The organism is Arenibacter sp. 6A1 (assembly GCF_012272855.1).
Lineage (GTDB): Bacteria > Bacteroidota > Bacteroidia > Flavobacteriales > Flavobacteriaceae > Arenibacter.
Map to the genome: position 1 here is coordinate 55,381 of NZ_JAAXCQ010000002.1, position 16,428 is coordinate 71,808.

General features: G+C 40.7%; 13 protein-coding genes. 7 read left to right on the plus strand and 6 right to left on the minus strand.

Annotation, left to right across the window (positions count from 1 at the left end; genetic code table 11):
* Positions 1-17: 17 nt before the first annotated feature.
* The 4 genes from HCG49_RS01750 to HCG49_RS01770 are packed head-to-tail and all read right to left on the minus strand — an operon-like array spanning position 18 to position 4,436.
* Complete coding sequence (locus HCG49_RS01750; RefSeq protein WP_168467852.1) at positions 18-494, minus strand: hypothetical protein; 477 nt, start codon at positions 492-494, stop codon at positions 18-20.
* A 43-nt stretch (positions 495-537) separates the two neighbouring features.
* Positions 538-1,698 carry a tetratricopeptide repeat protein gene (locus HCG49_RS01755; RefSeq protein WP_168467853.1) on the minus strand — a complete coding sequence of 387 codons (1,161 nt, stop codon included), beginning with the start codon at positions 1,696-1,698 and terminating at the stop codon, positions 538-540.
* 15 nt (positions 1,699-1,713) lie between these two features.
* Positions 1,714-4,077, minus strand: coding sequence for a M56 family metallopeptidase (locus tag HCG49_RS18515; RefSeq protein ID WP_240938610.1), 2,364 nt, complete (start codon positions 4,075-4,077; stop codon positions 1,714-1,716).
* Complete coding sequence (locus HCG49_RS01770; RefSeq protein WP_072764925.1) at positions 4,074-4,436, minus strand: BlaI/MecI/CopY family transcriptional regulator; 363 nt, start codon at positions 4,434-4,436, stop codon at positions 4,074-4,076. Before HCG49_RS01770 ends, HCG49_RS18515 begins: the two co-directional genes overlap by 4 nt.
* 265 nt (positions 4,437-4,701) lie before the next feature.
* Here HCG49_RS01770 and HCG49_RS01775 point away from each other — a divergent pair, with 265 nt between their 5' ends.
* Positions 4,702-5,223 (plus strand): DUF456 domain-containing protein, encoded by a 522-nt coding sequence (locus HCG49_RS01775; RefSeq protein ID WP_168467854.1) that lies wholly within the window; start codon positions 4,702-4,704, stop codon positions 5,221-5,223.
* Here HCG49_RS01775 and HCG49_RS01780 read toward each other — a convergent pair whose 3' ends face one another.
* Both HCG49_RS01780 and HCG49_RS01785 read right to left on the minus strand, forming a co-directional pair.
* On the minus strand, positions 5,224-5,775 hold the full coding sequence (locus tag HCG49_RS01780) for a nitroreductase (RefSeq protein ID WP_168467855.1): 552 nt from the start codon (positions 5,773-5,775) through the stop codon (positions 5,224-5,226).
* Positions 5,776-5,817: 42 nt separating this feature from the next.
* Positions 5,818-6,705: a LysR family transcriptional regulator gene (locus tag HCG49_RS01785; protein ID WP_168467856.1), complete on the minus strand. Its 888-nt coding sequence runs from the start codon at positions 6,703-6,705 to the stop codon at positions 5,818-5,820.
* 82 nt (positions 6,706-6,787) lie between these two features.
* Here HCG49_RS01785 and hutH point away from each other — a divergent pair, with 82 nt between their 5' ends.
* The 6 genes from hutH (at position 6,788) to HCG49_RS01815 (ending at position 16,319) form a co-directional block, all read left to right on the plus strand.
* A complete protein-coding gene (hutH, locus tag HCG49_RS01790) occupies positions 6,788-8,368 on the plus strand; it encodes a histidine ammonia-lyase (RefSeq protein ID WP_168467857.1) in 1,581 nt (526 codons plus the stop codon).
* A 32-nt stretch (positions 8,369-8,400) separates the two neighbouring features.
* Entirely contained in the window at positions 8,401-9,654 is a 1,254-nt protein-coding gene (gene hutI / locus HCG49_RS01795; protein WP_168467858.1) for an imidazolonepropionase, read from the plus strand.
* A 10-nt stretch (positions 9,655-9,664) separates the two neighbouring features.
* Positions 9,665-11,674 (plus strand): urocanate hydratase, encoded by a 2,010-nt coding sequence (locus HCG49_RS01800; protein WP_168467859.1) that lies wholly within the window; start codon positions 9,665-9,667, stop codon positions 11,672-11,674.
* A gap of 267 nt (positions 11,675-11,941) precedes the next feature.
* Complete coding sequence (locus HCG49_RS01805) at positions 11,942-12,799, plus strand: class I SAM-dependent methyltransferase (RefSeq protein ID WP_205764323.1); 858 nt, start codon at positions 11,942-11,944, stop codon at positions 12,797-12,799.
* 120 nt (positions 12,800-12,919) lie between these two features.
* Positions 12,920-15,325 (plus strand): tetratricopeptide repeat protein, encoded by a 2,406-nt coding sequence (locus tag HCG49_RS01810; protein WP_168467861.1) that lies wholly within the window; start codon positions 12,920-12,922, stop codon positions 15,323-15,325.
* On the plus strand, positions 15,297-16,319 hold the full coding sequence (locus HCG49_RS01815) for a glycosyltransferase family 2 protein (RefSeq protein ID WP_168467862.1): 1,023 nt from the start codon (positions 15,297-15,299) through the stop codon (positions 16,317-16,319). The genes HCG49_RS01810 and HCG49_RS01815 overlap by 29 nt, the downstream gene beginning before the upstream one ends.
* The last annotated feature ends 109 nt before the right edge of the window (positions 16,320-16,428 follow it).

The window sequence follows — 16,428 nt, forward strand, 5'->3', positions numbered from 1 at the left end:
AGGCATCCCCAAGGAAATTAAATGGCGTTTAGGATGATGGGAATTCTAAATTTTGCCGTCACCGGAACCCCTCTTTTCAGGGCCGGGGATAATTTGGGCAAGCCTTTAAGGCTTTGGGTAATAATAGTACTGAACTCGGGAATCTGCTGATCTAACAAGGTGTTTTTTTCTACCTCTAAAACAGAAATCTGCCCCTGGTTATCTACTAGGAAATCTACATAAATGGTAATACTACTTTCCGAAACAAAATGGAACTCGAACTCCTGTAGGGTTTCGGAAAAATGGGCGATCAAAATGGTCTGAAAACACTCTAATTGCGCGGTTTTCTCCAACATTTCGTCACAGTCGCTAAACAATGGGTACCGGTCTACCTCATTAAAATTAATGCTGCGCATTTCCTCTTGTACCAATTGTTGGGTTTTTTCTTCCTTGGAAAAAAACCAATCACAGGAAACGAAGAGACAAAAACACAATAAAACCGTAGCTTTCCTCATTTATATTGGGTTACTGAGCGGAAAATACGATATTTTGATCAATTTAGTACGTCTTCATATGAATTTCCTCCTTGATTTCAGATAATCTTTTAGCTACAAATTCTGAAAAATAGTCGTTTTGAGAACCAAACTTTTCTTGATAGGCCTTATAGCATTGTAAGGACATTTTGGGATCTTTATAGTATTGGTCCGTTAATAAACATTCTTCGTACTTATATAGGTAAGCAGTCGGGTCTTCTTGATACGCTTTTTTATAATATTTTATGGCCAATTTTAAATCGTTTTGCTCCATGGCCAATCGCGCCAAGGCATTATATTCTTTATCCAATACCACCTTTTGTACTTCTATAGATTTTTTAATGTAGGCCTCGGCACTGTCGCGTTCCTGTAATTTCCAATAAGCTGTCCCTAGTCCGTAGAGAGCCTTTGGATTATCTTCATCAAATTGCAGTAGCTTAAAATAGGACTCTTTAGACTCCTTAAACTTACCTGAGGATAAATAAGCTAGCCCCATTTTTTCATGGATATACTCTTTATCTTCTCCCAATTCCACCAATCTTTCAAACAAGGGTATGGCCCACCATAGCAAATGGTCATTGTAATAGGCCAGTGCTTTTAGATTAATAAGACTAACATCATCCTCATAAAAACGCAGTCCTTGATCTACATATTTAACTACCGAGTCCCGCTCCCTTTGTAATACATAGTATTTCCCCAATTGAAACAGGCTTCTCAAATGGGTGCTATCAATTTTTATCGATTTTTTATACGCTATTATACTTTCGGGGAAAATATCCAAGCTCTTTAAAGACTCTCCCAAATAGTAAAAATATTCTGGATTAAGCTTGTTTTTTTCGGTCAGTTGGGAAAACACTTCTTTGGCCTTTGGGTATTTTTTAAGTTTAAGATATAACCTGCCCAATTCATATTTAGCCATTTCTAAGGATTGATTTTTCTGCACTAGGCTTTCATATTGTAGCAAAGCCTTATCGTAGTTCCCTATGGCATTATAGGCCCGTGCAATTTGCAATTGAGCATTGGAAGAACCTACTTTGGCATATTCATTTATAGCCAAGGTATAGTTCCCGGTAGCATATAGACTATCGGGAACCGCCATAGAAATGGATTGGGCATTTCCCTTAGCAAGGAAAACTATCAAGAATAAAATTAGGAATGCTTTTTTCAACAAAATGGATTGATTCATTAGACTTTTCGACGCTTATTGAAGATTAAACGTAATCGGAATGACATACGGCACACTAACTTTGTTTCCTCTGTATTCCCCTGGGGTCATCTTTGGTAAAAGGGATATAATCCTAGCTGCCTCTTCTTCCAATATTTTATCTGGACCGCGCATGCGTATACCTCCTATACTCCCATCTTTTTGAATTAAGAATACAATGTTAACCCTACCTTGTATGCCCTTTTTATGAGCTTCTTCGGGATATTTAAAATTTTCGGCAATGTGTAACTGCAGCTTTTCATTAAAACATACCCTTTTATCCTCCGCATTCTCACAACCTGGAAAAACAGGCACCTTTTCTACTACGGCAAAGGGAATGTCAATATCTTCCTGATTTTCCATAGTTCTAGACGATTCTTTGTTCTCTCCCTCCAATTTAAAAGTGATCGGAATGGAAAAGGGCACACGTACAGCTTTGCCGCCATGCTCCCCTGGAGTCATCTTAGGCAAAAGGGAGATGATACGGGCTGCCTCGTCCTCCAAGAGCTTATCCGGGCCCCGCATCTTAACATTTCCGATAGAACCGTCTTCACCAATGATAAACATAACACTAACCCTGCCTTGAATTCCATTTTCTTGGGCCTCCTCGGGGTATCTAAAATTCGTGCTGATATGCTTATACATCATCTCATTAAAACAAGCTCTTTTATCTTCTGCATTCTCACAACTGGGAAAAACTGGCACCTTTTCTACAACTACAAAAGGGATATCAATATCATTAGCATCTATTTTACTCCGAAGGGCCTTTATTTGTCGGTCTAATTTGATAACTGCCGGATTATTTTCATCAGTATTCTCCAATAATCGCTCTCGCTCCATTACCAATGCGTTGTATTTTGAATATGTTGGGTTGTTCCTTATAGATTCAGCTACTCTTTCTTCAAAATCTTTCTTAGCCTGCTCTTTATCAAAATGAAAGTTTTTGGCAATGTGCTTCCTCATCATCGCTTCAAAACAGGCCTTTTTATCCTCAGCATCTTCACAGCCAGGAAAAATGGGTATATCAGCTTCGTCCTTCTTTTTCAAAACCTTTGAAATTTCTCTATCCTCACTATCCAGTTTAAAAGTGATAGGAATGGTGAAAGTCGCTGCTACTTTCTTTCCTTGGTGTTCACCAGAAATCATAGGTGGCAAATTGGATATTACCCGTTTTACTTCATCTTCTAAAATTTCATCTGGACCGCGAAACCTTAGTTCTCCAATCTTACCATCAATCCCAATGGTAAACATTGCGAAAACTGTCCCTTGAATACCTTTCCCCTTTGCTTCTGTGGGGTATTTTAAATTTTCAAGTACAACCGATTTAAACTCGGTCTCAAAACAACCATTCCTATCGGCTTCTTTATCACAAGAAGTAAAAACAGGAATTCTATCCATAACTTCAAGATCGGCCCTATTCCAATTACTAGACTTAGAAATTGTGGCATTTTCCAACCCATTAACCACAATCTCGGGAAGCGCAATGTTTTCCAAATCATTTTCCTGAGCTTCGGAAGAAGTATAGGCCAACATCCCCATAACCAAGGGCAGCATTAATAGATACTTTAACCTCCAGATCTGTTTCGATTTTGTTTTTTGTAACATGACGATTCGTTTTTTGATTAATGATGATGAATAAAAATGATTGATGAATGAAATATTTTGGGTCTGGAAGACCTGTGACAACAACATTTGATATTGCTCCTCTTTGTGGGTCTTGGCCACTTTTGCATCGGCGATGAACTCGTGCAATTCGGAAATACGGTTTTGATAGACATAGACCAGCGGATTAAACCAAGCGACAATACGCATCAGCTCAAAAAACAACAAGTCCCAAGAATGACGCTGTTCTATATGTACCAATTCGTGCTGAATGATACTGTCATGATCCTTTTCCAACACCTGATCCCCAAGAAAGATAGACCTGAAAAATGAAAAGGCCATTTGGCTATTACGCACCATCACTCTGGTGAAACTCTCGAAATAGCGGATCTCACCCTTTCTTTTAAGTTGTATTATTTGATACAGTTTAAAGACAAACAGTCCCGCCGCAATAATCATTCCGCCATAAAGCACCATTTCGGTAGTTGTAAAATGAAAGGAAACCGTGGGCTTGGCTGCTCCCACAAACCCCGAGGACATATCCATATCCCATAAATATTCTGGGTACACAAAGGAATCTTGGGATACAGTTGTTTTTAGTGCTTCGATCTTTATCCATGGCAGCAATATGGAAAGTACAAAGGAACCTAGAAGGTATACCCTGTTCCATTGAAAAAAGGTCTCCCTCTTTAAAAAAAGGTCATACACTATTAAAAATAATAGCTGAAAAGCCACGCATTCTAGAACATACTGTATCATTCCTTTTCCTTTTTAATTTCCTTCATAATCGATTCCAATTCCGAAAGGCTCATATCGTTCTTCTTCATAAAAAAGGAGACCATACTTTTAAAGGAGCCCTGGAAATAGCCGTCGACCAATTTATTGATGGATTGGTTCCCGTAATCAGATTTCTTTACCAATGGAAAATATAAATACCCCCTGCCCTCCTGCTCATGATCTACAAAACCTTTGCTCTCTAAAATGCGGACAATGGTAGATACTGTATTGTATGCCGGTTTGGGTTCGGGAAGCTCTTCAATGATTGCGGCAACATTGCATTTTTGCAACTGCCATAAAATCTGCATTACCTCTTCTTCTGCTTTCGTCAACTGTTTCATTCAACTAGATTTTTAGTTCATCCTTGTATCAAATATAACTAAATCTTTAGTTTAAACTAATATTTTAGTTGTTAAAATTTTAAATTATAGATACAAAGCACCTAAAACGTAGAAGCACAACAGGTATTTTAGACCACAAGGAGAAACCGCAGAATCCCTAAAATAACAATCTCATAAGCTAAATCACGCAAACAGTTATCCCTTACTGTGCGCTATTGTAGCCTTCTTGTAACAAATAGTCTTTAACTTCGTCTAACAAAGTCATATGGACATTCTTTTATTATTTTTTGGACTTGGGTTGATGTTGGTGGGAATCGTGGGCAGTTTTCTGCCTGCCTTGCCAGGGACGCCCCTGAGTTGGGTTGGATTGCTACTGCTTCACCTGACTGCTGCCGTACCCGATGATTGGACCTTTTTGGGCATTACCTTAGCGGTTAGCCTTCTTGTTTTGGCCCTGGATTATTTTATCCCTATCCTAGGGACGAAAAAATTCGGTGGTAGTAAGGGAGGGGTGATCGGAACAACGATCGGACTTTTAGTAGCCCTAATTTTTCCTATCCTTGGTGTATTAGGGATTATAATATGGCCTTTTCTTGGGGCCTTAGCGGGAGAACTAATGAATAAAACAAACCCAAAAACAGCTTTAAAAGCCGCTTTTGGGTCCTTTTTAGGTTTTTTGGCAGGAACCTTTTTAAAATTCATGGTCACCCTTGTATTTCTATGGTTGTTCCTTGCCAAGGTATGGGAACACAGGGTTCCTTTGTTTCCTTTTTTTAATGGAGCTTAATTACATCCAAACGGTTTTATCGGCTACAGGCCCTCGTGAAACCACGGGAATTTCACCGTCATAATAGCCCATATAAAAGAATCCCAAGCACACTTCGCCTTGGTTTAAATTAAAAAAATCGCCCATATGCTTTATTAAGCCTGGGGAGCTCCAATAACTACCAATTCCCATTTCGGTACAACAAAGCCACATATTCTGAACGGCCATGGCTGTCGCCGCAATTTCTTCCCATTCCGGAATACTGTCCTTCGGGTCGCGTTGCATACAGACCGCAATAATAGCACCTGCTTTTTTAGGGTTGGCTATTAACTTCTCTACCTTAAATTGTTTGGGCTTGGGGTCTGTTTCCATGTATTTCAGAGATAAAAACAATCCTAGTTTTTCCTGGGCTTCCCCTTGTAATACCTTAAAACGCCATGGTTCGGTCTTTTTATGGGTAGGGGCCCAATTGCCCGCCTCCAATACCTTTTCTATAGTTTCCTTGCTGATAGGTTTATCGTTGTACTGCGCCGGAAAAACAGCGCGCCTGGCTTTTATTAAATCGATAATCATAGTCCTTTTTTAATATTGATACCTTTCTATTTTCAAAGATACTCATTCATTCAATAACAACGCTATACAATGCCTTAAGGCAGGGTTGCGGTTATCTTCTTTCCAAATCACGGAGAGTACCGCCCGTTGTGGTATATGGGACAAGGCAATAAATTTTACGTTCATCTGAAAGCCGTATTGTAAGGAGGTTGGTACTATGGCGATGCCCAAATTATTCTCTACCAATTTAAATATGGTCTGTGCATGTACCGATTTATGGGACACCTTGGGGGTAAAGCCGGCATCTTCACAAATGCTCATGATGGTATCGTAATACAAGGGGCTATAGTCTTGTGCAAACAGAATAAAATTCTCCTTGGCCACCTGCCCTATTCCTTTAAAATTAACGCTATCGACAGTGTGGTCTTTAGGCAGTACCAGCGAAAAGGTATCTTCAAACACCGGTTTAATGAAAAGTCCGGCCGGGACACGCGCCAATCTGACAAAACCAATATCCAAAGAGTCTTTTATAACGGCTTCGAGTTGTGCCGTATTGGACAACTCTTCCAAACTGGTCTTTATTTGAGGAAACTTTTCCTTTAACCGAATCAACAAATCAGGGATAACATTCTGCATGGCCGATCCTAAAAATCCAATCCGTACCTCCCCAAAATTTCCTTCTTTCACAAGTGTTAACTGTTTTTTGGTCAGCTCCAAATGGTTTAGAAGAAACTGCACCTCTCCTTTTAAATATTCTCCTGCCGTCGTTAGGGCTACTTTCTTTTTATTTCTAACAAACAACTGAACCTCTAAAATCTCTTCCATCTGTTTTATCTGCCTACTTAATCCCGGTTGGGAAATAAAGAGCCTTTCGGCCGCTTTACGGTAGTGCAGTTCTTCGGCTACCGCCAAAAAATAATGGAAATGTCGTAACTCTAACTGATAACCCATAGTTATTGATTGTTGATTTATTTGGTATTGGTGATTATCAAACTTAATCAATAAATTTATGTTACTAAAAAAAACAACACTCATGTCCACTCATAACAACATATTTCATTTTGGCGATGGCCATTTAACGGCAGGCATTGCCATGGCCATTTCCGAAGGATCTATCCAAGGAAAGCTTTCGGAAAGCACACGAAAAAAGGTTCGAGACAGCAGTGCTATCGTAGCCAATATCGTAGAAAAAGGCGATCCGGTATATGGTATCAATACTGGTTTTGGGCCCTTGTGTACTACGAAGATTTCCAAATCGGAAACTAAAATTTTACAATCCAATATATTACAAAGCCATAGTGTGGGGGTCGGCGCTCCCATAGACAGCGATATTGCCAAATTGATGATGATTTTAAAGGTGCAATCCTTGGCGAAAGGATATTCGGGTATTGCCGAAACAACCTTGGATAGGATTCTATGGCATATAGACCATGACGCTATTCCTGTAGTACCCTCTCAAGGCTCTGTAGGAGCTTCTGGAGATTTGGCGCCATTATCGCATTTATTTTTACCCCTGATCGGACTGGGAAAAGTTGTCTATAAAGGAAAAACAATGACCACGGCAGCATTGTTTAAAGAGACTGGTTTACAGCCTTTAGACTTAGGACCAAAAGAAGGATTAGCCCTTATCAACGGCACCCAGTTTATTGCTGCACATGCCGTAAAGGTGATCGAAAAAATGCACGCCTGCCTTTCCCATGCCGATATTATAGGCGCTATGATGATTGAGGGTTTACAGGGAAGTGTGAAGCCATTCTTTAGCGAACTGCACCAATTACGCCCCTTTAAAGGAAACATCCATGTTGCCAATAGAATCCGCCTTTTTTTGGAAGACTCCGAGATCATGGAAAACCATATCGAATGCGACCGGGTACAAGACCCCTACTCCCTTAGATGTATGCCACAGGTACACGGGGCCTCCCGAAATGCTTGGTTACATTTAAAGGAATTGCTGGAAATAGAACTCAACTCGGTTACCGACAACCCCATTATCATAGACGAAAACCTGACCATTAGCGGCGGTAGTTTTCACGGACAACCATTGGCCATGGCCCTAGATTATGCCTGTTTGGCAGCTTCGGAAATTGGAAATATCGCCGACCGAAGAATATACCTTTCCCTAGAGGGAATCAGCGAGGGAGTCCCTAAATTATTAATGAAGGATACCGGCATTAATTCGGGTTATATGATTTTACAGTATACCACCGCAGCGCTGGCCAGTGAAAATAAGGGCCTGTGCTTTCCGTCCAGCGCCGATAGCATACCTACCTCTTTGGGGCAGGAAGACCATGTAAGTATGGGATCTATCAGCGGTAGAAAAGCCTTGCAGGTATTAGATAATGTCGCCAAAATTCAGGCCATTGAATTACTGACCGCGGCTCAGGCCTTTGAATTTAGAAAGCCCTTGAAGTCTGGGGTCATTTTAGACGAAGTGCATAAGGCCGTTCGCAAAAAAGTAGCCTTCGCCGAAAAGGATAGGGTTTTTGCCGATGACATTGAAAAAGGAATTGCCCTTATAAAAGACAGAACCATTATCCGTATTGTACAAAAGGTTATGAAGAAACATACCCTTAGCGCAAACAGTCCGTTTGAGGCAGAATTTGAAGTTTATTAATTAGGAATAGGGAAAAACGAAAAAGATTTAACATGAACAATTATACACTTATAGGGCCTTTTAAACAACTTCTGACCATGCACGGACTGCCATTAAAGGGTGCCTTATCGGACCAGGAACTTACTATTATAGAAAATGGCGGCATCATAACCTACAAGGATAAAATCTATGCCATAGGATCGTATGCCGACTTACAGAAGGAAGCTGTGCCCCTAAAAGCGGCAATAGTTCCTATAGCCTCGGAGATGGTGTGCATGCCCGGGCTTATCGATTCGCACACCCATATCTGCTTCGGAGGCAGCCGTGCCAAGGATTATGCGCTTCGCAATTCTGGAAAGACCTATTTAGAAATTGCCAAGGCTGGCGGCGGCATCTGGGATACCGTTACCCAAACCAGAAAAGCAAGCTCCTCCTTACTAACCGATACCATTAAAGAACGAGCTGGACGACACCTACAACAAGGCATTACTACCATTGAGGTAAAAAGTGGCTATGGCCTTTCCGTTGCCGAAGAACTTAAGATGCTAAGAGCGATTGCAGCAGCAAAAAACGACTGTGACGCCGATTTGATTCCGACCTGCTTGGCTGCCCATATGATCCCAAAAGATTATAACGGAACCCCCGAAGCTTATTTGGAAGAAATTGCCAATGACCTATTTCCTATTCTAAAAGAAGAAGGCCTATCGAACAGAATAGATGCCTTTATAGAGGAAGGGGCCTTTTCCAAAGCGCTAATTGCTCCTTATTTTAAAAAAGCCCAAGAAATGGGCTTTGATATTACCGTACATGCCGATCAGTTTTCTACCAGTGGCAGTGCCGTTGCAGTAGAATTTGGTGCTGTGAGTGCCGACCATTTAGAAGCCAGTACCGAGCAAGAAATAGCGCTTTTGGCCAATAGCAATGTGGTAGCCACAGCACTACCGGGAGCTTCCCTAGGCTTGGGATGCAACTATACCCCCGCACGAAAATTATTGGATGCCGGCGCATCTGTGGCCATCGCCAGTGATTGGAACCCGGGATCTGCCCCTATGGGGAACTTACTCCTGCAAGCCGCCGTCCTGGGAACCTTTGAAAAACTGAGCAATGCCGAAGTACTGGCTGGAATAACGGTTAGGGCCGCCCATGCCCTTAGGATCTCCGATCGCGGTAGTATGGTACCGGGAAAATTGGCCGATTTCGTAGCCTTTCCTACTAATAATTATCAAGAAATACTATACCAACAGGGCATGATGGCGCCTGTAAAAGTGTGGAAAAACGGAGCCCTAGTAGTAAATAAGGAAGCCTAAACAAAACCAGATGAAGACAGTAGATTTTAAAGCACAGATACTACAAGGGATTCCCTCGGAACTACCCCCAAAAAGAACCTACCCCGATCATGGCAACCCTGCGCCAAAACGCAAGGACATTCTGAGCAAGGACGAAAAAAAATTGGCCATCCGCAATGCCCTTCGATATTTTCCCAAGGCATGGCACCAAGAGCTTGCGATAGAATTTGCCGAGGAATTAAATTCCCTGGGCCGTATTTACATGCATCGCTTTAAGCCCACCTATTCCATGTATGCCCGTCCGATATCGGAGTATCCGGCACAAACATCCCAAGCCGCTAGTATTATGCTAATGATACAAAATAATCTGGACCCAGCGGTAGCTCAGCATCCCGAGGAACTCATTACCTATGGTGGCAATGGGGCGGTATTTCAGAATTGGGCACAGTACCTGCTGACCATGCAGTATCTGTCTAATATGACCGAGGAACAGACCTTACACCTCTATTCTGGCCATCCCATGGGATTGTTTCCCTCATCTAAAGAAGCCCCAAGGGTGGTCGTTACCAATGGCATGATGATCCCCAACTATTCACAACCCGACGATTGGGAAAAATACAATGCCCTTGGCGTCACCCAATACGGGCAAATGACAGCCGGTTCTTTTATGTATATAGGGCCACAGGGGATTGTTCATGGTACGGCCATCACCGTAATGAACGCCTTTAGAAAAGTGCTCAAAGCGGGGGAAACGCCAGCAGGAAAGATATTCCTGACCGCCGGTCTTGGTGGTATGAGCGGGGCACAACCCAAGGCCGGAAATATAGCAGGTTGTATCACCATTTGCGCCGAGGTGAATTCAGCGGCCGCAAAAAAAAGACATGACCAAGGATGGGTAGATGAACTTATAGACGATATGGACGCTTTGGTAATACGGGCCAAAAAGGCCGTTGCCAAAAAAGAAGTGGTATCTATAGCCTTTATCGGGAATATCGTATCGGTTTGGGAGCGGTTTTATGAAGACGGACTCTATATACATCTGGGATCTGATCAAACATCGCTTCACAACCCTTGGTCGGGAGGGTATTACCCCGTTTCCCTGAGTTTTGAAACGGCAAACATCCTTATGAGCAAAGATCCGAATGCCTTTAAGGAAGCCGTGCAGGATTCTCTAAAGAGGCAGGTGACAGCCATTAACAAGCATACCGAAAAAGGCACTTATTTCTTCGATTATGGCAATGCCTTTTTACTAGAGGCCTCCCGCGCCGGAGCCGATATTATGGCCAGTAACAACATAGATTTTAAATACCCCTCTTATGTTCAGGATATTCTGGGGCCTATGTGTTTCGATTATGGCTTTGGCCCCTTTAGATGGGTATGTACTTCTGGGAATAAATCTGACCTACAAAAAACAGATGCCATTGCCCAAAAGGTCATGGAAGAAATAAAAGCCGTTGCTCCGCCAGAGATTCAGCAACAGATGCAAGACAATATAAAATGGATCAGGGAAGCCGAGGCCAATCAATTGGTAGTAGGATCGCAGGCAAGGATATTATATGCAGATGCCGAAGGGCGGGCAAAAATCGCCGATGCCTTTAACCAAGCCATAGCCAACAAAGAAATAGAAGCCCCAATAGTCTTGGGCAGGGACCACCACGACGTTAGCGGTACCGATTCCCCATTTAGGGAAACCAGCAATATCTACGACGGTAGCAAGTTTACCGCAGATATGGCCATACACAACGTTATTGGCGATAGTTTCAGAGGAGCTACCTGGGTATCTATCCATAACGGTGGCGGTGTAGGCTGGGGCGAAGTAATGAACGGCGGATTTGGAATGGTGCTCGACGGATCCCAAGAAGCTTCCAGAAAATTAAAGAATATGCTCTTCTACGATGTTAACAACGGAATATCTAGAAGGAGCTGGGCCCGCAATAAAGAAGCCTTGTTCGCTATAAAAAGAGAAATGGACCGCACTCCCTCCCTTAAAGTTACCCTGCCCAATTTGGTGGAAGACGATTTGCTGGAAGGATTGTTTTAATCATCTTCAGCCTCCAGATGAATCTGGAGGCTATTCTATTGATGATACATCTGAAGATAATTCCAAATTTAATTATTGGAAACTCCTCCCCTTCATAGCGAAAGGAAATCCTTAGGCGCTAAAAAAAAGACCTCCTGCCTTATGAGTTGTAAGGATAAGCTGTTATTTTTAAGGATAATATACTCCTAATGTAAATTCTTATACGTTTTTGGTTGTGGATACGTTCTCTATAATCAGACCACTTATTTAACCAACCAGCATAAATAAATGAAGCCCTGTCCTATTTGTAAAAACACCAAGCCTACATTGAAATACCGTCTTAAGTTTAATGTATTTCAGTGCCCAGAATGTGATTTTCAATTTTGTCCCGATGCAACTTTTAATAAAAGTTTTGTTTCTGATTTAAACGAGACGACAAGGGAGAAAGCATTGATCAATTTACGGAAAGAAAATTTTCACCGTATTCTTACCTCTATCAAACAGCATTCCCAACTCCATCAGCACGGTCTAGAAGTAGGTCCTGGATACGGATGGTTCCTAGAGGTTTGCAAAAATAACGATATTCGTTGCGAAGGTATAGAGCCAGAAACACGTTTTAACGACCGCTACCAAAAAGAAGGACTCTCCGTAGATAACGGTTTTTTTCCACAGGATATCTCGTCCTCCAAAAAATACGATTTTATAGCCTATAATGATGTCTTCGAACATTTACCCGAGCTGAAAGAAATCATGAAAGCAAATTATGCTATGCTCCATGAAAATGGACTTTTGATCATTAATGTTCCGATACAGGAAGGTTTAATATATTTTATTTCCAGGCTTGCCTATCGTTTTGGGATAAAATCTTTATTAAATAGGATGTGGCAATTTAATTTTCACAGTCCCCATTTAAGTTACTTTAATAAACAGACACTATTGAAGTTTTCAAAGGAGAACAATTTTAAGTTAGAGGATTCCTTTCCTTTAAAAACTATTAATTTATCTGAAATATCAGATAGAATAAAACAAGATAAAAATCAAGGTTTCCTAATGGGCATGGTCACAAAAGTTGGAGCAGTGATATTATTCCCTTTTTTACAGCTATTCCCAGACACCTACTGCTTTGTATTTCGAAAAGTGTATTAACAATAAAAGGGGTAATCGTATACTATACACGTCTATAATTCCGTTATGCTACTAATTTAAATTTTATAGAATTATTTGGTTCCTCTTAAAAAAATGAAGATCTGTAAATCATAAAACACTATGATAAATCTATTTTCAAAGTTTACATATTCTATTTACCAGCTTAGCGGTTTTGACCGAAACCAGCAAAATACGTTTAAGCATCCAATTTTTATTTTACTTTCTTTCTTTTTGGTTGCCGTAATGCTCCTAGCATACTCCAATCATTTCTACAACGGATTTCATTTTGACGATAGCCATACCATAGAAGATAACCACGCCATTAAAGAGCTTAACGTTTCGGCATTTTTCAAGGATGTGACTACCTTTAGTTCCCTCCCCTCCAACCGATCTTACCGGCCCTATACCACCTTGGAAAATGCCATCGATTATAAGATCGCCGGGGGCTTGCACCCCTTGGCCTTTCACATACATATCTTTATTTTTTTCCTATTCACCTGTGCCACCCTCCTTCTTTTTGTAAAAAAATTATTAGACCGAATAGAATTCTCCAAATACAATCAGTTTTGGGGACTGTTGGTGGCTGCCGTATTTGGACTTTTATGTGCCAATGCAGAAACGGTCAATTATATCATCCAACGCTCGGAAATCATAGCCGGATTCTATATATTGTTGGGATTTACAGCCTTTTTAAGTGGTGGAAGATGGCGGAAATGGCACCTTTATTTAATTTTCCCATTTATCGGTTTTTTTGCCAAGGAAATGGCCCTGGTCTTTTCTCCTTTATTATTTTTATACTTTTTGATTTTTGAGGAAGAAGCAGACCTTCTGCATTTTTACAGGCCCCATGAGTTTAAAAAATGCCTACGGTCTTTTGCCAAAGTCTTTCCCTCTTTTATTCTGACTCTTGCTTTTTTGGTATTTTACTTTAGTATGCTACCGGACACCTTTGCTCCAGGGGGAGCAAACCGATATAATTATCTGATTACCCAGCCGCTAGTCCTATGCCACTATATCCTAACCTTTTTTATTCCCTATAACCTTTCTGCAGACACCGATTGGGTGGTCTTTGATTCTATTTTAGATTACCGGGCCATAATGGGAATCATAATTATCTCCCTATTACTCTATTTGGCATTGAAAGCTTCTAAAAAAAGAGAGACCAAATTATTCTCTTTTGGGCTGCTTTGGTTCTTTATTGCCCTTTTACCTTCTTCTTCGGTACTTCCGTTTGCCGAAGTTTTAAATGATCATCGGAGTTTTATTCCTTATATGGGATTGACCATAGCCTTTATTTTCGGAGCCAAATACATCTTGGAAACCTACTTACCTAGATTAATCGCTACCACCAAAGGTATGAACGCCTTGGTGTTTTTGGGACTGTTTTTTCTATTTGCCAATGCCTATGGGGTACACCAGCGCAATAAAGTGTGGAAAGACGACACTAGCCTCTGGTACGATGTTACCCAAAAAAGCCCAAAAAACGGAAGGGGACATATGAACTATGGGTTGGCGCTCATGGCTACAGGCGATTACACCAAGGCTGAAACCTCCTTTAACAAAGCCTTGGAACTAGCGCCCACATATTCTAGTATCTATATCAATTTGGGGATTTTAAAAAATGCCACGGGAGATAAGGATAAGGCTATTGAATATTTTGACAAAGCCTTATCCCTGAATAGCAATAGCCATAAATCCCTTTATTACTACGGCCGCTTCTTATTTCAACACAATGATTTTGAAAAGACGATCGTAAATTTAAAAAAGGCCATCGCAATATCACCGAATTTTCTTGATACCCATGAGTTAATTTTAAAGTCGTACCATCATCTTGAAGATTGGGAGGGCATGAAAAGTTTTGCCAACAGCATTTTAGAAACAAGTCCCAAGGACCACCTGGCCAATAAATACATCGCTATTGCAGCCAATCAAAAATCTATACACAAGGTACTAGAAGCAGAAATAGCCAACACTCCTAGCCCGGAAAAATATTTAAACCTGAGTTTAAAATATTACAATAACGGCCTTTATGAGGACTGCATCCGTGTTGCCAAAATGGCTCTGGAACTAAAAGCTGATTACCCAGGAGCCTATAATAATATTGGGATTGCCAATTTTTATTTAATGAATTATAAGGAAGCGATTGAAGCCTATGAAAAAGCATTGAAATTAAAGCCCGACTATCAGCTGGCTAAGAATAATTTAAAAAACGCTTTGGAAAGGAAAAATAGGTTGGCGATGACAACCGAAGGAATGGACAAAGTGGAATTATCAGAACATTTTATAAACCTCAGTTATAGGTATTACAAGGAGGAGAATTATTTGAAGTGTATCACAGCTGCAAAAAAATCGATCGCCATAGTCCCCAATGCCGCTGCCTATAATAATATATGTTCTGCCTATAACCAACTAAAACAATATCATAAAGCAATAAAGGCCTGTAAGGAAGCTTTAAAGCTTGTAACCGACCATAAGCTTGCAAACGGAAATTTAAAATATGCACTACAGCAACGAGAGAATCAATAATATAGGGATACAGATGGTAAAATCATCTAGGGATAACCAACATTATTTTTCTTATAAGATAGTGGTAGTAATCCCGTATTTCAACGCTTTTAAGGAGATTGCACGGGTTGTTTCCAAATTGCCAGACTATATCCATACGGTCATCATTGTAGATGATAAAAGTCCAATTCCCATACCAAAGGCGGCTATTGAGCAAATTATCAATCCCAAAACGACCCCCTGCTTTTTGGAGAATGACATAAATTTAGGCGTTGGTGGCGCTACAAAAAAAGGGTTCGAAAAGGCTATGGCTATCGGTGCAGACATCGTCATTAAGGTAGATGCCGATGATCAGATGGACTTAAATTATATTCCCGAATTGTTATCTCCACTAATTTCTCAGAACGCAACAGTCGCAAAAGGAAATCGATTTAAAGATATGAAGGCCTTGCAAAAAATGCCCGTCATCCGTAGAATAGGAAACTTAGGCTTGTCCTTTCTTATCAAATCGGCCACGGGGTATTGGCATAATTTTGACCCTACCAATGGTTTTTTCGCCATAAAAACCGAAGTATTGAAAAAAATAGAATTCTCAAAACTTGCCAACCGTTACTACTTCGAAACCTCCTTATTGGCACAATTGTATTTTGAAAAGGCCAAAATAAAGGATGTTCCTATGCCCGCAATCTACGGAGATGAAAAATCGAGTATGAAAATTTGGCAAATGCCTTTTGTCTTCAGCCTTCAACTATCAAAAACCTTTATAAAAAGGATCGTAAAAGAATACTTCCTGTACGATTTTAATATCGGATCGGTATACTTATTATTTGGCGTCCCTCTTTTTATGTTTGGCCTGATTTTCGGAATATGGGAGTGGATTTACTACGCCTCTATCAATACCTTTGCCCCAACAGGGACTATTATGATTGTTACCTTATCTATTATTTTAGGGTTTCAACTCATCCTCCAGGCCATTCAATATGATATTATAAATGCTCCTAAATCCTCCAGATGAATCTGGAAGAAATTCAATATAATTTGCCCTAAGCATAGATGAATATTGCTTATATTCATTTAAAAATTCAACGCCATTATTCCGGCTACTTTTCTGTGAAATGAGCATG